Raw genomic sequence first — 22,209 nt, 5'->3', positions numbered from 1 at the left:
TGTTGTACGAAGACCGATTTACCCACCCGCACCTCTGAGAGAATGCAGGCTTGCCAATCCATTCGACCGGCAAGCCTCTAGCTGTCCTGCACACAAAAAAACTGACAGGCCCCGATCACTGATTGTTTGCTCCCCTCTCCCGCCATGCGGGAGAGGGGCGGGGGAGAGGGCCAGCAGTGCAAATTGCGCCACAAGTCGGCAAGCAGAGCCTCCAGCCCTCTCCCCCACCCCTCTCCCACTTCATGGGATAGGGGAGCGCATAGCAAACGGTGTCGGCAATATGCCGCACCGCCAGATGCCTCCACCCCCAACATTCGGCTATCCTCGCAACTCAGTTCCAGACGAGGAAAAACAGCAATGAAAGCCGCCCGTCCCATGCATTCCCTTGCGCGCGCCGCCCTGGTTGCGTGCCTTGCCACCGCCCCTTTCGCGGCCAACGCCGCCGGTCCCGATAAATTCACCGTAGCCGGATTGGAGAAGCCCGCCACCGTACTCGTGGATCGCTGGGGTGTGCCGCATATCTACGCCAACACGCTGTATGACGCCTTCTACGTGCAGGGCTTCATGGCGGCGCGCGATCGGCTCTGGCAGATCGATCTATGGCGCAAGCGTGGGCTCGGCGAGATGGCCAAGGACTTCGGGCCGGCCTATGTCGAAGGTGATCGCATGGCGCGCGCAGTGCTGTTTCGCGGGGACATGTATCGCGAATGGCTGGCGTATGGCTCCGACGCGAAGCGCGTGGCCGAGGCATTTGTCGCGGGTGTGAATGCCTATGTGGCGCAGGTCGAGGCACGCCCCGAGTTGCTGCCGCCCGAGTTCAAGGCGCTCAACTACAAGCCGTCGCGCTGGCGTGCCGAGGATATCGTGCGCATCCGCCATCACGGCCTGACGCTCAATTTCACAGGCGAGATCGATCGCGCGCAGCTCTTCTGCTACGCGAAGCCGAATGCGGTGCGTGCCGACTGGGTGCGCCGCGAACTGGATCCGCCCGTCGAGCCGAAGGTGCCGGAGGGACTCGACACCTGCAACATTCCCGTGGCCGAATTGCGCAAGGCGTATGACCTCGCCACTGCCGCGCCGCGCTTCCCCAAGGAGTGGTGGTCGCAGCCTGTGGCCAAGGCCGAGAACATTCCGGTGAATGCGTTGTACGCCACGCTCGATGCATCGAGCGACACCGCACGCAGCCTGGGTTCGAACAACTGGGTGATTTCGGGTAGCCGCACCACCACTGGTCGGCCGATTCTCGCCAACGATCCGCACCGCGCGCATGGCGCGCCGAGCCTGCGCTACATCAGCCATCTGAATGCGCCGGGTCTATCCGTGATCGGCGCGGGCGAGCCGTTCCTGCCCGGCATCTCGATTGGTCACAATGGCACCATCGCCTTTGGCCTGACGCGGTTCTACATGGACCAGGAAGATCTCTATATCTACGAGACCAATCCTGCGCAGCCGCACGAGTATCGCTACAAAGGCCGCTGGGAACCGATGGAAACCGTCACCGAGCAGATTGCCGTGAAGGGTGAGGCCACGCCGCGCAAGGTGTCGATCGACTACACGCGCCACGGGCCGGTGCTCTACGCCGATGGCAAGACCAATCGCGCGTACGCCCTGCGCGCGGCGTGGCTTGACCTCGGCATGGCGCCGTACTTCGGTTCGATGGATTACATGCGCGCGCAAAGCTGGGACCAGTTCCGCGCGGCGATGAATCGCTGGGGTGCACCGGGCGAGAACCAGGTCTATGCAGACCGCTCCGGCAACATCGGCTGGATTCCGGGCGGGCTGACGGTCAATCGTCCGAACTGGGATGGCCTGATGCCGGTGCCCGGCGATGGGCGCTACGAGTGGGCCGGCTATCGCAATATGGACGAACTGCCGTGGGCGTTCAACCCTGCGCCGGGTTATGTAGTGACGGCCAACGAGAACAATATCCCGGCGAATCATCCCGCCGCGAAGATCGGCGTGGGCTACGAGTGGAGCGACAGCTCGCGCGCGCGCCGATTGAAGTCGGTGGTCGCCGCCAATCCGCGCAGTTCGCTGGAAGACTCGATGGCGTGGCAGAACGATACGGTATCGCTGCCCGCGCAACGTGTGGTGGCACTGCTCAAGCCGTTGAACAGCAGCGATGCGCAGGTGCAACGCGGTCTCGATCTGCTGCGCAATTGGGATGGCAACGAACGCGCGGACAGCGCGGCCGCAGCGCTGTTCGAAGTCTGGTTCAGCAAACACTTGCGAACTGCCGTGGTGCGTGCGGCGTTGCCGCCGGAAGCGGCGCGCCTCGTTGGTGCAGGCGACGCCAGCCGCGTGATCGCGGTGCTGGAGCGCCCCGACACGTGGATGACAGTGGAGAAACGTAACGAGGTGATGACGTCCACGCTGAAAGTGGCGATGGGCGATATCGAGAAGAAACTCGGCACCGATTCGAAGACGTGGCAGTGGGGCAAGCTGCACACCGCCGTGTTCAACCATCCGCTCAATGCCATCCTCGACCAGAATGCGCGCGCGCAGTATGACGTGAACGCGGGCCCGATTGGCGGATCGTCATTTACGCCGATGAACACGAGCTATCGCAACAGCGATTTCCAGCTGACGGCTGGCGCATCGTTCCGCATGGTGCTCGATGTGGGCAACTGGGATGCGTCACGCGCAATCAACACGCCGGGGCAGTCGGGCAATCCGGCGAGCCCTCACTATCGGGATCTGGCACCGCTGTGGGCCAAGGGGGAATATTTCCCGCTGGTTTATACAAGGAAGGCGGTGGAGAAGGAGAGCAAGGAAAGGGTAGAGTTGGTGCCGCAGTAACGTCCAAATCCACTCTTGGTGTTCTCCCCTCTCCCGCATGGCGGGAGAGGGGCGGGGGAGAGGGCCGGCAGTTCAAATTGCCACCAGTCGGCAAGCAGAACCTCAAGCCCTCTCCCCCAACCCCTCTCCCGCGCGCGGGAGAGGGGAGCAAACCATGCGGGAGAGGGGAGAAAGACAAGGCGGGGATGCGTGGCTTACAACGCCATCTCCAACACCCGCGCCACGTGCACCGCCTCTCTCCCGGCCCCATCATGAATCTGATGGCGGCAGCTCGTCCCATCCGCCACCACCAGCGTCTGCGCATCGGCCTTCCGCACCGCAGGCAACAACGACAACTCGCCCATCCGCATCGACACCTCATGGTGCTCAGCCTCATAACCAAAGCTGCCCGCCATGCCGCAGCAAGACGATTCGATCAGCGAGGTCTTGAGGTCCGGAATCCAGCCGAGCACCTGTTCCACCGGACGTACCGCATCGAACGCCTTCTGGTGGCAATGACCGTGCAGCAGCGCCTGCGCATGGCCGATAGGTTTGAACGTTGGCTCGAAGCGTCCCGCTGCGCGTTCGCGGACCAGGAACTCCTCGAAGAGGAACGCGTTGTCTGCGAGCTGCCGCGCGGCGTCTCCGTAGCCGTATTGCAGGAACTCGTCGCGCATCGACAGCAGGCATGAGGGCTCCAGTCCCACCACCGCTACGCCGCGCGAGACGAACGGCAGCAGCGCATCGAGCGCGCGTTTTGCCTCGGTCTTCGCTTCATCGACAAGCCCTGCGGCCAGGAACGTGCGGCCGCAACAGAGCGGTCGCTCGCCCGGTACACCGGAGAGGTGCACGGTGTAGCCCGCAGCTTCCAGCACGCGCTGCGCGGCGCGGGCGTTCTCGGGTTCCATGTGGTTGTTGAAGGTGTCGACGAACAGCACCACTTCCTTGCCGCCGGTAGTGGGCGCCACATAGTTCTCGCCCAGAAAAGCCGATTGCCAGCGCGGCAGCGAACGTTTGGCCGAGATGCCGAGTACGCGTTCGCCAAGTTGTGCGAGACCCGGCACGCTATCGCGCAGATTGAACAGCCACGGCATGCGGCTGGCGGCTCCCGCATAGCGCGGCAGGAACGCGACGAGCCGATCACGCATGCGCAGTTTGCCCGCGCGTGCGTTGGCGGCGCGCACTTCGATCTTCATCTTCGCCATGTCGATGCCGGTGGGGCAATCGCGCTTGCAGCCCTTGCACGACACGCACAGATCCATCGTCTCTTTCACGGCGGGGTCGAGCAGTCCTTCATTGCCCAACTGGCCCGACAGCGCAAGTCGCAGCGTGTTGGCACGGCCGCGCGTCAGATGCTGCTCGTCGCGCGTGACGCGATAGCTCGGACACATCGTGCCGGCGTCGAACTTGCGGCAGTGGCCGTTGTTGTTGCACATCTCCACCGCAGCGGCCAGTCCGAGTGCAGGGTCGCGACCTGTGCCCGGTGCGCTTTCTTCCTCGGTGACGGGGTCACGCGTCACGTTCCACGCCGACCAGTCGAGCGCAGGCGTTAGCGGTGTCACCGTATAGGTTGGCGGAAAGCGGAACAGCGCGGTCTCGTCCATCTTCGGCGTGCGGACGATCTTGCCGGGATTGCAGCGATTGTCGGGATCGAACAGCGCCTTCACTTCGGCAAATGCATTGGCGAGCGATGGCCCGAACTGCCAGGCCACCCATTCGCCGCGACACAGCCCATCGCCATGCTCGCCCGAGTACGCGCCCTTGTACTCGCGCACCATCGCTGCGGCTTCCTCGGCAATGGCGCGCATCTTGCCCGCGCCGTCGCGGCGCATGTCGAGGATAGGCCGCACGTGCAGCGTGCCCACGCTGGCGTGCGCGTACCACGTGCCGCGCGTCCCGTGCTTGTGGAACACCTCGGTCAGGCGCGAGGTGTACTCGGCCAGGTGTTCGAGCGGCACCGCGCAATCTTCGATGAAGGACACGGGTTTGCCGTCGCCCTTCATGCTCATCATGATGTTCAGGCCGGACTTGCGCACTTCCCACAGCGCCTTCTGCGGACCGGCATCAGGCATCTCCACCACAGAGCCGGGCAGGCCGAGATCGGCCATCAACTCAACCAGTTGCTGCAAGCCGCGCAGCGTGGCGTCGCGGTCCTCGCCGGCAAACTCGACGAGCAGGATCGCATCGGGTTCGCCAACCAGTGCGCGGTCGATGACGGGACGGAAGGCCGGATTGTTGCGCGCGAGATCGATCATCGTGCGGTCCACCAGTTCCACGGCCGCGGGCTTGAGCGCGACGATATGGCGCGTCATGTCCATCGACTGGTAGAACGTGGGGAAATTCACCACGCCAAGCGTCTTGTGCGTGGGCAGCGGTGCAAGCTGCAGCGTGATCTGGCGGAAGTAGGCCAGCGTGCCTTCTGAACCGACCAGCAGGTGCGCAAGATTGACGCTGCCGTCAGTGGTGTAGGGACGTTCGTTCTGCGGCGCAAACAGGTCGAGGTTGTAGCCACCTACGCGTCGCAGCACCTTGGGGTACATCTGCGCGATGGCTTCGCGCTCGCGTTCGGCGATGCGCCGCACGCCATCGGCAATCGCACGATGCGGAGCGGTGTCCGCTGGCCAGTTCGCATCGAAGCGCACTTCCTCGCCGCTGGCGAGAATCGCATCGATGCCCAGCACGTTGTGCACCATGTTGCCGTACTGGATGGAGCGCGATCCGCACGAGTTGTTGCCGGTCATGCCACCGATCGTGCATTGCGCGGCGGTGGAGACATCCACCGGAAACCACAGCCCATGCGGCTTGAGCCACGCGTTCAGGTGATCGAGCACGATGCCGGGCTGCACGGTGACCGTGCGCGCCACGGGATCGAAATCGATGACCTGGTTCAGGAACTTGCTGTTGTCGATGACCAGTGCTTCGCCAATGGTCTGGCCGCACTGGCTGGTGCCGCCGCCGCGCGGCAGCAGGGGTGCCTTGAAGTCGCGTGCGATATCGAGTGCGAGTCTTGCATCGGCTTCATCGTGCGGCACCACCACGCCAATCGGCATGATCTGGTAGATCGACGCATCGGTGGCATAGCGGCCACGGCTCGCGCGATCGAACAGCACCTTGCCGCGCATCTCGGCGGCAAGGCGGCGATACAGCGGCGATTGCAGATCGGGCGCGGACGCCGCGCCGGGCATGAAGCGAAGCGGTTGCACGCCGGGTGGCGTGGGGGTAACGGGCAGTGCCATGGGCAGGGATGTCTCCGGGTTGCGAGTACTCGGACACGTCGCCATGGCGTTGCACGCGCGGCTGCGCGTGACGCGTTCAGGCGGCGGCGTCCTGTACGCGTTCTAGTTCGGCAATCAGTGCGTCGTGCTTGTGCTGCAAATGCGCGCGCAAGATCTCGCGCAGCGCGCCGCCGTCCCGCTTCGACAACGCATCGAGCATGGCCCCGTGCTCCTGCACGGCCAGGTCCCATTTGTCGTGATCGAAGTTCGAGCGGAAGCGCAGCGCCTGGATACGCAGGTTGATGCGGCGATAAGTCTCCTCCAGGATCGGATTACGTGCGGCAGCGTTGATGGCGTCGTGGATGCGACGGTTCAGCGCGTAGTAATTGGGCAGGTCGCGGCGCGCATGGCACGCGAGCATTTCGTAGTGCAGCGCGCGGATCTCGTTGAGTTCGGCTTCGGTGATGCGCTGACAGGCGAGGTCGCCGGACATCGCCTCCAGCGCGCCCATCATTTCGAACAGGTGATTGATGGTCTCCTGCGACAGCACCACCACCTCGGCACCACGGTTCGGCAGCAGCGTCACCAGCCCGTCGGCAGCCAGTACCTTGAACGCTTCGCGCAACGGTGTGCGCGACACCTGCAGCAGATCACACAGCACGCGTTCGTTCAGGCGGGTGCCGGGCGCGAGATCGCCTTCCATGATCATGGTGCGCAGGCGCTGGGCCACGGCCACATGCAGGATCTGGCGGTCTACGGCTTGGGAGGATGCGGTCGGTAGCGTGCTCATCAGGGATCGCTTGGCTTGACAGTATTGTATTCAAAAACTACTCTGGGGCAAGCACGAACCGCGTTCCGGTGTCGTTGACGCCTCCGGAAGCCGCGCAAAGGCTGGCTCGAACCCCTTGCAATCGTTGATTTATAAGGGATTTGTGCGGAATCGGCGGGATTTGCCCCGGGCAACATTATCCCGCATGCCAGACCTGCAGTGCGCATCTGTTTTTTGAATACAAAATTCAAACATAAGGATACGAGGCGACATGATCCGACTGAATTCCCATCCCAGCGGCCGGCACTTCCTGCAGATTCCCGGACCGACCAATGTGCCGGATCGCGTGCTGCGCGCGATGGACTATCCGACCATCGATCACCGTGGCCCCGAATTCCAGCAACTCGGCAAGAAGGTGCTGGCCGATATCCGCAAGGTGTTCCAGACCGCACAGCCCGTGGTGATCTATCCCGCGTCCGGCACGGGCGCGTGGGAGGCGGCGCTGGTCAATACGTTGTCAGCGGGCGACAAGGTGCTGATGTTCGAGACCGGCCACTTCGCATCGCTGTGGAAGAAGATGGCCGATAAGCTCGGCCTGAATCCCGAGTTCATCGTGGGCGACTGGCGCCATGGCGTGGATGCCGCCGCCATCGGCGCGCGACTGGCCGAGGATCGCAACCACGAGATCAAGGCTGTCTGCGTGGTGCATAACGAGACGTCCACGGGCGTGACATCGGATATCGCCGCAGTGCGTCGCGCGATTGACGGCGCCAAGCATCCGGCGCTGCTGCTGGTCGATACGATTTCTTCGCTGGGTTCCGTGGACTACCGCCACGACGAGTGGGGCGTGGACGTGACCGTATCGGGTTCGCAGAAGGGACTGATGCTGCCGCCAGGTATCTCGTTTAACGCCGTCAGCCAGAAGGCCATCGCCGCATCGGCCAACGCGAAGTTGCCGAAGGCGTTCTGGGGCTGGGACGAAATCATCGAATCGAACAAGAACGGTTTCTGGCCGTACACCCCGGCGACGAACCTGCTCTATGGCTTGTCGGAGGCGTGCGACATGCTGTTCGAGGAAGGACTGCCGAACGTGTTCGCGCGTCATCATCGTCACGCCGCGGCCACGCGCGCATGCGTGACGGCATGGGGTCTGGAAATCCTTTGCCAGAACCCTGCGGAATACAGCCCCGCGCTGACCGCCGTGGTCATGCCTGAAGGGCACAACGCCGATGCCTTCCGGAAGATCGTGCTGGAGAACTTCAACATGTCGCTGGGACAAGGGCTGTCGAAGCTGTCGGGCAAGGTCTTCCGCATCGGCCATCTCGGCGACTTCAACGACCTGACGCTGATGGGCACGCTGGCCGGCGTGGAGATGGGACTTGGGTTGGCAGGCGTACCGCACAAGGCGGGTGGTGTGCTGGCCGCGATGGAGAGTTTGAAGAAAGCAGCGGTTGAGCCGGCGTTGCGGGCGGCTTGATTGGTTTAAACCCCTCTCGGTGTTCTCCCCTCTCCCGCAAGCGGGAGAGGGGCGGGGGAGAGGGCAAGTGGCTCAAATCGAGAGAGGTCGGCAAGCAGAACCGCATGGCCCTCTCCCCCAACCCCTCTCCCGTTCCACGGGAGAGGGGAGCAAGACAAGCGGTAAAACAAGAAGCAAAAAAACCCGAGGCCGCCCCTCAGAGGCGTCCCGTCATCACCCTAGGAGACAGATCATGACGTTGCGTTATGCCGCACGCGCGCTAGCGTGTGCTTCGCTGTTTGGTGTGACCTGGGCCGCTCCGGCCTTTGCGTGGGAACCGACCAAGCCGGTCGAGCTTGTGGTGCCGTTCAGCGCGGGCGGGGCCTCTGACCAGATGGCGCGCTCCATCCAGGGCATCATCGCCAAGCACAAGCTGATGGGCCAACCGATGATCGTGGTGAACAAGGCGGGCGCCAGCGGCGCGGAAGGGTTGATGGACGCGAAGGCCTCGAAGGGCGATCCGCACAAGCTGTTGGTCACATCATCGGCGCTGTACACGGTGCCGATGATCAGCCAGTTGCCATTCAATTGGCGCGACCTGACGCCGGTAGCGATGGTGGCGCAGGACGAGTTCGTGCTGTGGACCAACGCCGAAGCCCCGTACAAGACGCCATCCGACTACCTCGCCGACGTGAAGAAGACGCCGTCCAAATTCAAGATGGGCGGCACGAGTTCCAAGCGCGAAGACCAGATCATCACCGCGCAGACCGAACGCAAGGCTGGTGTGCGCTTTATCTACATCCCGTACAAGGGCGGCGGCGAGGCGGCCACGCAATTGTCGGGCAAGCATATCGATTCCAACGTCAACAATCCTTCCGAATCCATCGGGCAATGGCGTGCCGGCGAACATCGCGCACTGTGCGTCTTTGCACCGGAGCGCATGCACTACTCGGCCAAGATCACCGGCACGCAAAGCTGGGGCGACATCCCCACCTGCAAGGAGCAGGGCCTCGATGTGCAATACCAGATGCTGCGCGTGTTCATGCTGCCCGGTGGCGTGACGCCGGACCAGCAGAAGTTCTACGTGGATCTGATGCAGAAGGTAGTGGCCACGCCCGAGTGGAAGGAATACCTGGAGAAAAACGCGCTCAAGAACGATTTCCTCACCGGACCCAAGCTGACGGAGTTCCTGACTGCCGATGAAGCGCGGCACAAGGACATCATCAAGGAAGCTGGGTTCGTGGCGGCGGCGAAGTAGGGCCTCGACTCTCACCGATTGTTGTCTCCCCTCTCCCGCATGGCGGGAGAGGGGCGGGGGGTGAGGGCCAGCGGTACAAATTGCCAATAGTCGGCAAGCAGAACCTCCAGCCCTCTCCCCCAACCCCTCTCCCGCACAGCGGGAGAGGGGAGCAAACCAACAGAGAGGAAATCCCCATGAACAACGAAACACACGACGCCGCGCCGGCCGCGATATCGGTGCGGGCGGCGGAGATTGCCGTGGCGCTGCTGATTGCGATCGGCGCGGTGGTGGTGATGGTGAACAACTACCAGATCGGTGCTGGCTGGGCGCCGGATGGTCCGGAGGCAGGTTACTTTCCGATGCGCATCGGCGCGTTGATCTTTATCGCGTGCCTGGTGGTGCTGTGGCAGGCGCGGCGAATGGATCGCGAGGCAGTGTTCGTCACGGTGCCGCAGTTGAAACAGGTTGCGGTGATTCTGGTGCCGCTCACGGCTTACATCGGGCTGATTGCGTGGCTCGGCATCTACGTGGCGTCGGCCATCTTCATTGCGGGCTTCATGCGCGTGATCGGCAAGTTCGCGTGGTGGCGCGCGGTGCTGACGGGCGTGGCGATCAATGCGGTGCTGTTCTGGGTCTTCGAGCTGCAATTCCGCGTGCCGCTGCCGAAGGGTCCGCTCGAAGCGGCGCTCGGCTTCTAAGGGGCGACCATGGAAGAACTCAATTCGCTGATGGGCGGCTTTGCCGTCGCGATGTCGTGGCACAACGTCGGGCTTATGCTTGTGGGCATCCTGCTCGGCATCGTGGTGGGCGTGCTGCCGGGTCTGGGTGGACCGAATGGCGTGGCCATCCTGCTGCCGCTGACATTCTCGATGGAACCCACATCGGCCGTGATCATGTTGTCGTGCATCTACTGGGGCGCGTTGTTCGGCGGCGCCATCACGTCGATCCTGTTCAATATCCCCGGCGAGGCCTGGTCGGTGGCCACCACATTCGATGGCTATCCCATGGCGCAGCAGGGCGAGGCGGGACGCGCACTGACCTCGGCATTCACGGGATCGTTCCTCGGGGCGCTGGCCGGTGTGTTGCTGATCACGTTCCTGGCGCCGTTGGTGGCGAAATTCGCATTGCGCTTCGGGCCACCGGAATTTTTCGCGGTGTACTTCCTGACGTTCTGCAGCTTCGTCGGCATGGGCAAGGAACCCAAGGCCAAGATCGTCATCGCGATGTGTATCGGCTTTGCGCTGGCGGCGGTGGGCATGGACACGGTATCGGGCACGCTGCGCATGACATTCGGCTCCACCGAAATGCTGCGCGGCTTCGACTTCCTCGTCGTCGTGATTGGCCTGTTCGGTATCAGCGAAATCCTGATGACGATGGAAGAGGGCATCGCGTTTCGTGGCAAGCGCGCCAACATCGATCTCAAGGTGGTGCTCAAGACATGGGCCGAATTGCCGCGCTACTGGATGACGCTGATCCGCTCGTCGATCATCGGCTGCTGGCTCGGCGTGACGCCGGGCGGTGCCACGGCAGCATCGTTCATGGGCTACGGCGTGGCCAAGCGCTTCTCGCGCCAGAAGGACACGTTCGGCAAGGGCAATGTCGAGGGGGTGATCGCACCGGAATGCGCTGCGCATGCGGCGGGCACGAGTGCGCTGCTGCCGATGCTGGCGCTGGGCATCCCAGGTTCCGCCACGGCGGCCGTGCTGCTTGGCGGTCTGATGATCTGGGGTCTGCAGCCGGGGCCGCTGCTGTTCACCGAGCAGAAGACGTTCGTATGGGGCCTGATCGCCAGCATGTACCTGGGCAATATCGCAGGGTTGATCGTGGTGCTCTCTACGGTGCCGTTGTTCGCCGCGATCCTGCGCATCCCGTTTGCGATCATCGCGCCGCTGATCCTGGTGGTCTGTGCGATTGGCGCATTCACTGTGCATAACGCGATGTTCGACGTCTGGCTGATGCTGATCTTCGGCGTGATCGGCTATGTGCTGAAGAAGCTCGACTATCCGCTGGCACCGCTGGTGCTGGCGCTGGTGCTCGGTGATCGCGCCGAGGATGCGTTCCGCCAGACCATGCTGATGTCGCAGGGCGAAATGAATGTGTTCTGGTCGAATGGACTGGTGGGCACGATCATGGCGCTGGCCGTGGTGATCCTGGTATGGCCCGTGCTGGGCGGACTCAGGGAGAAGACGCGGCGGCGAATGGTGTCGGCGCACGAAGGCGCCGGAGAATGACCTGAATGAAAAACGGCCCGCGCAAGCGGGCCGTACTGCTTCTGCCGTACCCGTGGATCAGCCCACGTAGAAGAAGATGCTGATGAACTGGCAGATGCTGCCACCGAGCACGAACAGATGCCAGATGCCGTGGAAGTGCTTCACCTTTTCGTCGAACAGAAAGAAGCCGATACCGGCCGTGTAGACCGCGCCGCCTGCCACAAGCCAATACAGCCCCGCGGGCTGCAATGCCGCCGTCAGCGGCTGGAAGGCAATCACCACCAGCCAGCCCATGATCACGTAGATCGACAGCGACAGAATCCGTGTGCGATGGCCGATCCACAGTTCCTGGATGATGCCGATGGCGGCGAGTCCCCAGTTGATGCCGAACAGCGCCCAGCCCCATGGGCCGCGCAGCGTAACCAGTGCAAAGGGTGTGTAGCTGCCCGCGATCAGCAGGTAGATGGCGCAGTAGTCGAGCCGCCGGAGAACGTCCTTGGCCGGTCCGCGCACGCTGTGATAGACGGTGGAGATGGTGTAGAGCAGAACTAGCGTGGTGCCATAGACCACGGAACTGACCACCTTCCAGGCGTCGTGGTAGAGCGCCGAGTAAGTGACCAGCACCGCCATGCCAGCCGCGGCCAGCACTGCGCCCGCGAGGTGGCTATACCCATTGAACCGTTCGCCGCGATACATCCTGATGGCTCCAAGTTGCGAGGTGAATCAGGCGCTTATTCTGGCATGGATCGCGAAGTTGGGTGATTTTGCCGGAAGAAGCAGGGTCATTTCATCATCTGGAAAGGGTTTGACATGGGCGCCCTTGCGCACCGGGGCTGCAGTATCGCTACCGTGGCTGCCGGATGTTCATTCGCAATGCATCTGCATTCAAACGATCGATTCGTATCGCTCTGGTCACATCATTGACATATCAAGCGACGAGACTGCCGGTCTCGCATCGGATATCCCCCCGGGCGAGGGGTGCCCCCCGTCAATCAAGACATTTGGAAAGACAAACGCGGCCGAGAACGCGCCCGGGCACCTGGATTGTTGTTGCTCGGCCCGTCTTTCGACTCCTCGACCTCGACACATGACAAGCACAACTCCCGTTCATTCGCGCGTGATCAGGCCGGTGCTGGGTGCCGGCCTGCTGTCCCTGGCCCTGCTGCTGAGCGCCTGCGGCGGCGACGACAACAACAACCCGACGCCTCCGGCCACTGGCGGCGGCAATGGCGGTAACGGCGGCACTACGCCCACGGCCTGCACCACGGCTCACTGCGCGCCCGCGCCCTGAAGGCAAGTGACGGCCCGCCCCGCTGAAAACAGTCAGTCCCAAACAACTATCCATTCCCCGGACCCGGCATGACTTTCAACCCATCCAAGCGCAAGTTCCTGCGCAACACGGTCGGCACGGCTGCTGCCGCCGCCACGCTGGCATCGTTCCCGCCGAGCATCCGCCGCGCGCTGGCCATTGAGGCCAACAACGCCACTGGCACGATCAACGACGTCAAGCACGTGGTGCTGCTGATGCTGGAGAACCGTTCGTTCGACAGCTACTTCGGCACGTTCAAGGGTGTGCGCGGCTATGGCGACCGCTTCGCGATTCCGCTGGCCAACGGTCAGAACGCGTTCTTCCAGACCGACGCCACCAACAACACGCTCACGCCATACCGCCTCGATGCCAAGCTGGGCAACGCGCAGCGCGCCGGCAGCACGCCGCATACGTGGCCCAATGGTCAGGCAGCGTGGGATCATGGCCGCATGAACCGCTGGCCGGTGGCCAAGAACCGGTTGTCGATGTCGTACTACGAGACGGCCGAAGTACCGTTCCAGCGTGCGCTGGCCGATGCGTTCACGCTGTGCGACGCCTACCACTGCTCGATGCACACGGGCACGATCCCGAACCGCCTGTACTACTGGACCGGCACCAACGGCCCGAGTGGCAGCGGTGTCTCGGCCATGGTCAACGAGTTCAATGGCGGCAATGACGTGGGACCGTCCACGGCAGGCTGGGACTGGAAGACGTATGCGGATCGTCTCGTCGATGCCAACGTGAGCTGGAAGGTCTACCAGAGCTTGGCGGACAACTACGGCTGCAACGAGATGATGGGCTTCAAGCACTGGCGCGCTGCCATGGAATCGATGCCGGCGGGACGACGCCCCGTGGCACTCCCCGCTGTGTCGCCTGCCTACGATCCGGCCATCGACGATGCTTTGAGTCCGCTGGCCAAGGGCTTCGGCAACACCATGCCCGATGGCCTGCTGCAATCCTTCCGCGACGATATCGCCAACGGCACGCTGCCCGAAATTTCGTGGATCATCCCGCCGTCGCTTTACAGCGAACACCCGGGACCGTCGAGCCCCGCACAGGGCGGCTGGTATGTGCAGCAGGTGCTGGATGCACTGACGGCCAACCCCGAGGTCTTCAGCAAGACCGTTCTGCTGATCAATTACGACGAGAACGACGGCTTCTTCGATCACCTGCCGCCGCCTTCGGCGCCGTCGCGCAACACCGATGGCTCGCTCGCTGGTGGCAGCACGCTGGCCGATGCCGACATGGCGTTCGAGTACCACAACTATCCGCCGGCCACGACCACCCAGAACGCCCAGGCGCCGATCGACGGCAAGCCGTTCGGCCCGGGCCCGCGCGTGCCGATGTGGATCGTCTCGCCATGGAGCCGTGGCGGCTTCGTCAATTCGCAGACGTTCGATCACACCTCGACGCTGCTGTTCCTGGAGAAGCGCTTCGGCGTGAAGGAGCCGCAGATCGGCGCGTATCGTCGCGCGGTGTGCGGTGACCTGACCTCGGCGTTCAACTTCGTCAATCCGAACGCGCAGGCGTTGCCGACGCTGGCCGGACGCAGCACGAAGGTGACAGTGGACAACCTCGCGATTTCGCAGGCGGCGATGGCCGCGATTCCGGTCCCCACTACCCCGGTCACGCCCGTGCAGCAGACCGGCACGCGTCCTTCGCGCGCACTGCCGTACGAGCTGCACACCACGTCGCGCGCCGATGCCACGGGCAAGACGGTGACGCTGAGCTTCGCCAACGGCGGTGCGGCGGGTGCGGTGTTCCATGTCTACGACAAGCTGCACCTCGATGCCATTCCGCGTCGCTATGTGGTGGAAGCCGGCAAGACCCTGGATGGCGTGTGGAGTGTGGCGGCCGACAACGGCAAGTACGACCTGTGGGTGATCGGACCGAACGGTTATCACCGCGAGTTCATTGGTAACGTCAGCGAGCAGGCCACCGCCGAGATCCAGGTCTGCTACGAGCTGTGCGATCCGCCGCAACTGCAGGTCAAGCTGTTCAACCGTGGCGACAAGCCCTGCACGTTCAGCGCGGCGGCCAGGGCGTATCGCACCGATGGCCCGTGGAGCAAGACCGTGGCGCCGGGCGCCGTGGGCGAACTGGCGTGGCCGCTGGGCGATAGCGGAAACTGGTACGACTTCGAGATCGCCTGCGATATCGCGCCGTCGTTCCGTCGCCGCATCGCGGGCCGCATCGAGAACGGCAAGGATTCGATCAGCGATCCGGCCATGGGCGTGGTGGCGTAATCGGACAGGCGAGCCATGCAGTGCGCCGGCGAGTGTGACGTGTACACTTGCCGGCTGGCGTCCGGTCTGGCGATCGGGCGCCATCCCTACACTCCGACACGACCCAATTCACATGAAAACTCTTTCGCTGATGCTTGCCGCCGCGACGCTGGCAGTCTCGGGCATGGCCGTTGCCGCCGAAACGCTGCCTTCGGGCGTGGTCATCGAAACGATCACCAAGGGCACGGGCCCGTCGCCGAAGGCGACTGATTCGGTAAAGGTCCACTATCGTGGCACGCTGACCAATGGCACCGAGTTCGACAGCTCGTACAAGCGCGGCCAGCCGATCTCGTTCCCGCTGAACGGCGTGATTCCCTGCTGGACCGAAGGCGTGCAGAAGATGCAGGTTGGCGGCAAGGCCAAGCTGACCTGCCCGGCATCCACTGCCTACGGCGCACGCGGCGTCCCAGGCACGATCCCGCCGAACTCGACGCTGAATTTTGAGGTGGAGTTGCTGGGGATCGGGAAGTAAGGCTTTCCTCTCCATTGCTTTGACTCCCCTCTCCCGCATCGCGGGAGAGGGGTTGGGGGAGAGGGCCAGAAGTTCTGCTTGCCTACTGTTGGCAATTTGAACCGCCTGCCCTCTCCCCCGCCCCTCTCCCATAGGGAGAGGGGAGCAACCCCTCGGTTCTCGTATATCGCCCCCATGGACTCCCTCTTCCTCATCGTCGCCTTGGGCGCCGCTGTCGCTGGTTTTGTTCAAGGTCTGTCGGGCTTTGCGTTCGGCATGGTGGCGATGTCGTTCTGGGCGTGGGGTGTGGAACCGCATATGGCGGCGGCGATGTCGGTGTTCGGATCGCTAACCGGGCAGTTGCTTGCCGCCTTCACGGTTCGCCGCAAGTTTCACCTCGCCACGGTGCTGCCGTTCCTGCTGGGCGGCCTCGTCGGCATTCCCATTGGCGTGAGCGTGCTGCCGATGCTCGACGTCAACCTCTTCAAGCTCTGCCTTGGCACTGTGCTTGTGGTGTTCTGTCCCATCATGCTGTTCGCCAGCCGCATGCCGCGCATCACGCATGGTGGCCGCGTTGCGGATGGGGTCGTCGGTGCAATCGGCGGGATCATGGGTGGCATCGGCGGCTTCACCGGCATCGTGCCCACGCTCTGGTGCACGCTGCGCGGCTTTGACAAGGACCGCCAGCGCGTGGTCATCCAGAACTTCAACCTCGGCGCGCTGATCGTGACGATGGGTGTCTACATTGCCACGGGCCTGGTGACGCGCGACATGCTGCCGATGTTCGCCATCGTGGCGCCAGCCATGTTGATTCCGACCTTGATCGGCACGCGCGTCTACATCGGCATCAGCGAAGTCACCTTCCGGCGCATCGTGCTGACGCTGCTGAGTGCGTCGGGGGTGGCCATGCTTGTGGCATCGGTGCCGAAACTGATCTGAGATCCGTGCCCGATGCGGCACATCCATAAATCGGGCCTTCGACGAGCGGAAATCAGGGTTTATACTGATTAGCACATTCCGCCACCGCCCCTGTGGCCGCTTTCGCCCTGCATCGCCCCGCATCATGAACAAGCGTTTTTTCCTCTTCTGCGCCACGTCGTGGACCGCCGCCGCCATCCTGATTCTTGGCAATGGCACGATGTCCATGGATGTCCTGAGCGGCGTCGTGCTGCTGGCCGGGTTCGACCTGCTGCGTCCCTGATCAGCCTGCGAGACGCCCCTTGTTGGTGCTCGGCTTGCTGCACGACACAGCTTTTTTCGAAATCGCACGGTGATGCATGCTGCGCCCCTTCGTCGTCATGGCGATTCGGGGAACTAACGACTAGGCTTGCAGATGGTCCGTACGCTTTTGTCCTGCCAGACTTTGCGTACGTCAAATTCAATCGTTCGCAGGGAGGCTTCCATGAAGGCGTTCACGATGGCATTGGCGGTGGCAGTGTTTGTTCCGGGGCTGGCATTCGCAGCCGGCCCGGCCAACCCCGCCGACCGCTACGACTACAACATGCGCACCACCAACAAGGACGGCTATGTGCCGGATCCGGCGCGCGTGTCGAACAAGGATGGCTATACGCCCGACGCGGCGCGTGCTGGCGACAAGTTCGATCCGTACACGCAGGGCGCGAACAAGAGCACGTCGTCGGCCCTGACCGACACCAAGAGCACGAAGAAGAAGTCGTCGCAGAAGGCGCAGAAGAAGGCGCCGGCAGCGCAGTAAGTTGGCGTAGCGAAGTTGTCCCAGGGGCCGCGAAAGCGGCCCTTGTGCGTTTCAGCGCGTGCGGTCTTCGATACGCGCTTCGATACGCTCGATCAACCCATCGATCCATCGATGCAGTTGCCCATCCCACATCACCAGCCCCGTACTGCGCGCCAGGATGCGATACACGCTGCGGCGGTCCACCTTGCTCGCGCGCGCCGGGTCCAGCCAAGCGTCGTTCTCTGCCAATAGCGCCAGCGTTTCGAGCCCGATCAGGATCGGCCACAGGCACGCGAGCCGCAAGCGGATGGCGGTACGGGGCAGGGCGAAGGTGTAGGCCGCGGCTTCGCGGAAGTGATCCAGTGCGATGCGCAGCAGTTCGTTGCGCATGGGCACGGCGCGCGTTGAATTCGCTGGATCGAGCAGAAGTTGTGGTGTCAGGCCATGGCGATCGAGCACTTCGGTGGGCAGGTAGCAGCGGCCGATGCGCAAATCCTTGCCGCAGTCGCGCAGCACGTTCACCAGTTGCAGCGCCTTGCCAAAGCGCACGCCACGGCGCAGCATCGTGTCCACTGGTGCCTGCATGACGCCGGGTGCATGCGCATCGGTCATCGTGGTCCAGAACTCGCCTACGCAACCGGCGACGAGATAGGTATAGCGATCGAGATCGGCCAGGGCCGGCAGCGCGGCCACTTCGCCCGAACGTTCGTCCGGGAACGTGCGCAGATCGAACTCCATGCCTTCGGTGAGCGTGGTAACGATGCCCTGCACGGCGATGCGGTCGCGCTTGGCAAGCTGGGCCAGCACGTCGAGCGCAGGACCGATCGATTCGAGCAGCACTTTCTCGTTGGAGTCGGTCTGTTGTCCGGCCACTTCGACAGCGAGGCGTTGCGCCAGTGCGCCGTTGTCATCGATGCCATTCACACGCTCGCGCAGCGCAAGCAGCAGTTGCAGCCGCTGCGCGGGCGGAATCAGCGAAGTATCGGCGATCGTATCGGCGGCGCGAGCCAACAGGTAGGCAAGGCCGACAGGGTCGCGCATGCCCGCAGGCAGGATGCGCAGTGTCAGATAGAACGAGCGGGACACTCCCTTGAGTAACGGGCCTAGCAGGAAGGCCCGGTCTGGTGTCGGCATGGCATGGTGATGGCGTCGAGGAACGGCGCATTGTAGCGGGAGGCCGTCCCGCTGGCGTCACTGCATGTCAGGACTTCTCATACGAGAGTTCGGGATACCAGTCGCCGCGTCCTTCGGGGGTGGTGTCGAGCAATGTCCAGAGTGGATCGGGATCGGGTGCGCCGCGCGGGTCCTGTCCGGGGTCCGATATGTCGAAAGAGAACTCCGAACTGTAGAAAAGGCGGATCGTGCCGTCGCGCCGGCTGAACACGTTGTAGGCGGGCATGTCCTCGTCCCTGGGGCTGACGTAGTCACGTGTGAAATCGCCATCCGTGTCGGCGTAGATCGGCAACTGCGTCCAGCCACGTTCCGCCTTGGCTGTCTTGAGGCGCTCGATGGGCGAGCGCGCGATCATGGCAAGCGCCACGCGTTGTTCGATATCGGGCACCTTGCCCTCCCAGCCCGCCATCAGCGATGTACACATCGGGCAGGGCTTCTCGCGTTGCGGCCCGAACATGTAGCTGTAGATCACCAGCGTGTCCTTGTTGCCGAAGAGATCGGCCAGCGTGACCGGTCCGTTTTCCCCTGTGAAACGATAGGTCTTGGTCACTTCGCCGCCCGGCGGCAGTTCCCGGCGCATGACGGCCACGCGCTCGATATGGCGGCGCAGTTCGATTTCCTCTGCCAGCAGCGCGTTGCGCGCCTGGCGATAGGCGGTGGTTTCGTTCGGAAAGTGGATAACGTTACGCGCGGCAAGCTCGGTTGCCGGCACCAAAGTGGACGATTGCGTCATCGTCTGCCCTCCTGAAAAGCGAAAGCGTGGCGTACGCGCCACGCTGGGAAAAACCCGCGCTACCCGCAAAGCCCGGTCCGGCGCGGCTGTCTGACCAGCATAGGCAAAGACGTGTCCACATGCGCACTGCGCTATGTGACAGTCATTCCCATGTCACGCGCGGCGCTGCATAATCTCTAGCATCTGGGCTTCAAGGAATGACCTGATGCGCGTGACGATTCGTACCTCGACGATTCCAGGAACCCTAGACCGTGGCCCATTGCATCGGGCGGCTGTCTACCTCAATACCGAGGATGAAGTTCCACCGCTGATGATCAGCGCCTGGAGTCAACGTGAACCTGAAGTCTTCCTGGCCGCCCAGCGTTGGGCGCGCAGCCACGACTACATGGTTTCGAATCCCCGCAACGGCACTTACTACGGCGGACGCACTGCGCGCTGAAGCATCTGGCGCACCTGGGAGTTTGCCGAAGTGAGACGTTTGCTGTTGTGTTGCCTGGCGCTTGCCGCGTCGGGGCATGCCTTTGCCGATGTGGGCCTGCTGGAACGCCTGGTCGGTGCCTTCTCCCGCGATTCGCTCTGGAAACATGTGCAGGAACGGTGCCTCGTTCCTGCCACGCCTACTCACACCGATTGCGTCATCGTCGATCGCCAGCGCGGCTTCGTGCTGTACAAGGATGCGATTGGAGCCTCCCACTATCTCGTGATTCCTGACCAGCCCGTCGGCGGCGTGGAAGATCCGCGTGTCTGGTCGGACGGCAAAACACACAGTGCGTGGATGTTCGGCTGGCAGGCGCGTGACATCGTCGCCAAGTCGATTGGCAAGCCGTTGCCCGATCCGCTCGTCGGGTTGGCGATCAATGCGCGCGCGTCGCGCAGCCAGGATCAACTTCATATCCATCTCGATTGCATCAGCGACCGCGCGCGCGATTTCCTGACGACGAACAAGATCGGCACGCAATGGTCCGACCTGAGTTTCCAGGGCAAGCCGGTGCGCGCCATGCTGATTCCGTCCGCGCAGCCCACGCTGACTGTTGATCCTTTCGATGTGGTCAGGCAGAGCGCGGGCGGCAAGGAGATTGCAGACCGTGGCGTGTTCGTCGGCTATATCCAGCCAGCGGGCGGTGTGGCAGGGTTTGTCGTGGTCGATGAGCCGGTGGACAAGGCGGCAGGTGGCAACGGCCACGCGAGTGATTTCCTGGATCGCGGTTGCAAGCTGGGACGTGCGTTGCCATCGGACGGTTGAACCGGCAGAGGTTTTGCCAGGTGGAATGTGAGGCCGGTGGAATGCCGATCATTGCGCGATGATCGGCTTTTTCTTGCGTGTGACGGGCGCCGCGAGAGCCGACGCCAGCATCTTGCCGCGTAGAATACGTCGCGAGCCTCCTTCGACGTATCCCAATGCATACCCCGGCACCAGAACCGGAATCCAATCCGGCAACGCCCGCGTCTGACCGGCGCCCGCACACTTCCGTTGTTCCCAATCAGACCACCGTCTCGCGCGGCCTTGCGCTGCTGACGTTCGCCTTCATCCTGAGCCAGTTCTATCGCAGTTGCCTGGCGGTGATTGCGCCCGAGATCCAGCATGACTTTGCGTTGTCGCCCGCCGGTTTCGGGGCGATGTCGTCGTGCTTCTTCCTTTCGTTTGCTGTCGCGCAGATTCCCGTAGGCATTGCGTTCGATCGCTATGGCGTGGGGCGTCCCACGGCGTGGCTGTTGGCGATTGGTGCGTTATCGGCAGTTGGCTTCGTGCTTGCTCCCAACTGGGCGGTGGCGATGCTCGCGCAGATGGGTCTCGGTCTGGCCTGTGCGCCCGTGTTCATGGGCCTGCTGCACTACGCCTCCGAAAATCTCGACGAGCGGCAATACATGCGAATTGTGAGTCGCTCCAACGCGCTGGGCATGGTTGGCGCATTGTGTGCCACGGCCCCGTTGGGATGGATCTCGCAGCACGCGGGATGGCGGCCCGCGCTGGCAGTGTCCGCGTTGTGCATGGTGGGCGCGTGTTACGGCGTGTGGCGTTATGTGCGAGACAGCGGTCACGCGCAGGCGCGGCAGGCGCCGATGGGGGCCATGCTGGCCGAGAGCGGCAAGCTGCTGGCGTACTGGCCGCTCTGGACATTGATTCCGATGTGCGTGGCGATGGCAGCGGGTACGGGTTTCCGTAACGCGTGGAGCGGTCCCTATCTTGCGGATGTGTTTGGCATGCAGGCCGGCGCGCGCGGCGTGGCGCTGACATTGCTGAGCCTGACCGGATTCCTCACGGCATTCCTGCTGCCTGTACTTGTACGCCGCAACACGCTCAAGTCGACCGTAGGCGGATGGGCGTGTTTTGCGATGATGGGCGGTATCGCGCTGACGATCTGGCCCGATGCTGGCGTGGTGTCCGGCGTGGCGATGATGGCGCTGCTGTCCACCATCGGCATGTTGCATCCGCTGGTGATGGCACAGGGTCGAGCGCTGATTCCCGCGCAGGCGCGCGGTCGGGGGCTGGGTGTGCTGAACACGTTCGTGTTTCTCGGCTCGGCGCTGACGTCGTGGGGCTTCGGCCTGATCGCCAACATGGGTCATCAACGCGGCTGGGCGAACCCCGATATCTACGCGGCCATTTTTCTTTCGGCGGTCATCGCCGTGGTGCTGTCGCTGGTGGCCTACTGGTTCAGCCCCACCTCGGCACCGGTTGCGAAGCCCTGACGTCATAGCGAAGCAAGCGCGAAACATCGCACCACAGCGGCGGGTGAGTGGCCTCACTAAAGGGGGCATTCATCCGCCGCAATCATTTCAATATTACAAACAGCTTTCAGTTTGACGTTGTCGCCGCAATTCGCGTTTTCCCTTGGTTTTTGCTCAAGTTTCTTCTACGCCTGACCGTTAGGAATTCCAATGTCTGTCCGTGCGTA

19 protein-coding genes are annotated in these 22,209 nt (G+C 63.2%); 14 read left to right on the top strand and 5 right to left on the bottom strand.

Translation table 11 applies throughout. From position 1 onward, the window contains the following. Nucleotides 1-357: 357 nt before the first annotated feature. Nucleotides 358-2,799 (top strand): penicillin acylase family protein, encoded by a 2,442-nt coding sequence (locus tag FFS21_RS24500; RefSeq protein ID WP_137927302.1) that lies wholly within the window; start codon nt 358-360, stop codon nt 2,797-2,799. A 194-nt stretch (nt 2,800-2,993) separates the two neighbouring features. Here FFS21_RS24500 and FFS21_RS24495 read toward each other — a convergent pair whose 3' ends face one another. Together FFS21_RS24495 and FFS21_RS24490 are read right to left on the bottom strand one after the other, a co-directional pair. Continuing rightward, nucleotides 2,994-6,014, bottom strand: a complete 3,021-nt coding sequence (locus FFS21_RS24495) for an FAD-binding and (Fe-S)-binding domain-containing protein (protein ID WP_137927301.1) — start codon at nt 6,012-6,014, stop codon at nt 2,994-2,996. Nucleotides 6,015-6,090: 76 nt separating this feature from the next. Continuing rightward, nucleotides 6,091-6,783 (bottom strand): GntR family transcriptional regulator, encoded by a 693-nt coding sequence (locus tag FFS21_RS24490; protein WP_137927300.1) that lies wholly within the window; start codon nt 6,781-6,783, stop codon nt 6,091-6,093. A gap of 250 nt (nt 6,784-7,033) precedes the next feature. Here FFS21_RS24490 and FFS21_RS24485 point away from each other — a divergent pair, with 250 nt between their 5' ends. The 4 genes from FFS21_RS24485 to FFS21_RS24470 all read left to right on the top strand — a co-directional run bounded on the left by FFS21_RS24485 (nt 7,034) and on the right by FFS21_RS24470 (nt 11,689). Beyond that, nucleotides 7,034-8,239 carry a pyridoxal-phosphate-dependent aminotransferase family protein gene (locus tag FFS21_RS24485; RefSeq protein WP_137927299.1) on the top strand — a complete coding sequence of 402 codons (1,206 nt, stop codon included), beginning with the start codon at nt 7,034-7,036 and terminating at the stop codon, nt 8,237-8,239. Between the two features lie 232 nt (nt 8,240-8,471). Further along, on the top strand, nt 8,472-9,476 hold the full coding sequence (locus FFS21_RS24480) for a Bug family tripartite tricarboxylate transporter substrate binding protein (RefSeq protein WP_137927298.1): 1,005 nt from the start codon (nt 8,472-8,474) through the stop codon (nt 9,474-9,476). A gap of 176 nt (nt 9,477-9,652) precedes the next feature. Next, a complete protein-coding gene (locus FFS21_RS24475; protein WP_137927297.1) occupies nt 9,653-10,156 on the top strand; it encodes a tripartite tricarboxylate transporter TctB family protein in 504 nt (167 codons plus the stop codon). A gap of 9 nt (nt 10,157-10,165) precedes the next feature. Further along, nucleotides 10,166-11,689, top strand: a complete 1,524-nt coding sequence (locus FFS21_RS24470) for a tripartite tricarboxylate transporter permease (protein ID WP_137927296.1) — start codon at nt 10,166-10,168, stop codon at nt 11,687-11,689. Between the two features lie 57 nt (nt 11,690-11,746). Here FFS21_RS24470 and trhA read toward each other — a convergent pair whose 3' ends face one another. Then, on the bottom strand, nt 11,747-12,364 hold the full coding sequence (trhA, locus tag FFS21_RS24465; RefSeq protein WP_137927295.1) for a PAQR family membrane homeostasis protein TrhA: 618 nt from the start codon (nt 12,362-12,364) through the stop codon (nt 11,747-11,749). Between the two features lie 391 nt (nt 12,365-12,755). On the opposite strand from trhA, the gene FFS21_RS24460 reads away from it, so the two are divergent. From FFS21_RS24460 to FFS21_RS24440, 6 genes are all read left to right on the top strand, one after another. After that, a complete protein-coding gene (locus FFS21_RS24460; protein ID WP_137927294.1) occupies nt 12,756-12,959 on the top strand; it encodes a hypothetical protein in 204 nt (67 codons plus the stop codon). 68 nt (nt 12,960-13,027) lie between these two features. Next, nucleotides 13,028-15,223, top strand: coding sequence for a phosphocholine-specific phospholipase C (locus tag FFS21_RS24455; RefSeq protein ID WP_137927293.1), 2,196 nt, complete (start codon nt 13,028-13,030; stop codon nt 15,221-15,223). Between the two features lie 112 nt (nt 15,224-15,335). After that, on the top strand, nt 15,336-15,734 hold the full coding sequence (locus tag FFS21_RS24450; protein ID WP_137927292.1) for an FKBP-type peptidyl-prolyl cis-trans isomerase: 399 nt from the start codon (nt 15,336-15,338) through the stop codon (nt 15,732-15,734). Between the two features lie 174 nt (nt 15,735-15,908). Continuing rightward, nucleotides 15,909-16,652, top strand: a complete 744-nt coding sequence (locus FFS21_RS24445; protein WP_137927291.1) for a sulfite exporter TauE/SafE family protein — start codon at nt 15,909-15,911, stop codon at nt 16,650-16,652. Between the two features lie 124 nt (nt 16,653-16,776). Then, nucleotides 16,777-16,914: a hypothetical protein gene (locus FFS21_RS32140; RefSeq protein WP_171020485.1), complete on the top strand. Its 138-nt coding sequence runs from the start codon at nt 16,777-16,779 to the stop codon at nt 16,912-16,914. A 201-nt stretch (nt 16,915-17,115) separates the two neighbouring features. Next, complete coding sequence (locus FFS21_RS24440) at nt 17,116-17,427, top strand: hypothetical protein (protein WP_137927290.1); 312 nt, start codon at nt 17,116-17,118, stop codon at nt 17,425-17,427. A gap of 51 nt (nt 17,428-17,478) precedes the next feature. Here FFS21_RS24440 and FFS21_RS24435 read toward each other — a convergent pair whose 3' ends face one another. After that, nucleotides 17,479-18,540 carry a phytoene/squalene synthase family protein gene (locus FFS21_RS24435; RefSeq protein ID WP_137927289.1) on the bottom strand — a complete coding sequence of 354 codons (1,062 nt, stop codon included), beginning with the start codon at nt 18,538-18,540 and terminating at the stop codon, nt 17,479-17,481. A gap of 67 nt (nt 18,541-18,607) precedes the next feature. Continuing rightward, nucleotides 18,608-19,312 carry a DUF899 family protein gene (locus FFS21_RS24430; protein WP_137927288.1) on the bottom strand — a complete coding sequence of 235 codons (705 nt, stop codon included), beginning with the start codon at nt 19,310-19,312 and terminating at the stop codon, nt 18,608-18,610. Between the two features lie 205 nt (nt 19,313-19,517). On the opposite strand from FFS21_RS24430, the gene FFS21_RS24425 reads away from it, so the two are divergent. From FFS21_RS24425 to FFS21_RS24415, 3 genes are all read left to right on the top strand, one after another. After that, a complete protein-coding gene (locus FFS21_RS24425; protein ID WP_130392286.1) occupies nt 19,518-19,751 on the top strand; it encodes a CDP-diacylglycerol pyrophosphatase in 234 nt (77 codons plus the stop codon). A 30-nt stretch (nt 19,752-19,781) separates the two neighbouring features. Beyond that, nucleotides 19,782-20,555, top strand: a complete 774-nt coding sequence (locus FFS21_RS24420; protein WP_137927287.1) for a CDP-diacylglycerol diphosphatase — start codon at nt 19,782-19,784, stop codon at nt 20,553-20,555. A 155-nt stretch (nt 20,556-20,710) separates the two neighbouring features. After that, entirely contained in the window at nt 20,711-22,003 is a 1,293-nt protein-coding gene (locus tag FFS21_RS24415; protein WP_137927286.1) for an MFS transporter, read from the top strand. Nucleotides 22,004-22,209: the final 206 nt, after the last annotated feature.

The organism is Cupriavidus sp. 2SB (genome assembly GCF_005503625.1).
Classification (GTDB): Bacteria; Pseudomonadota; Gammaproteobacteria; order Burkholderiales; family Burkholderiaceae; genus Cupriavidus.
The sequence above is the reverse complement of the archived record's forward strand: the minus strand, read 5'-3'. Positions and strand labels throughout refer to the sequence as shown.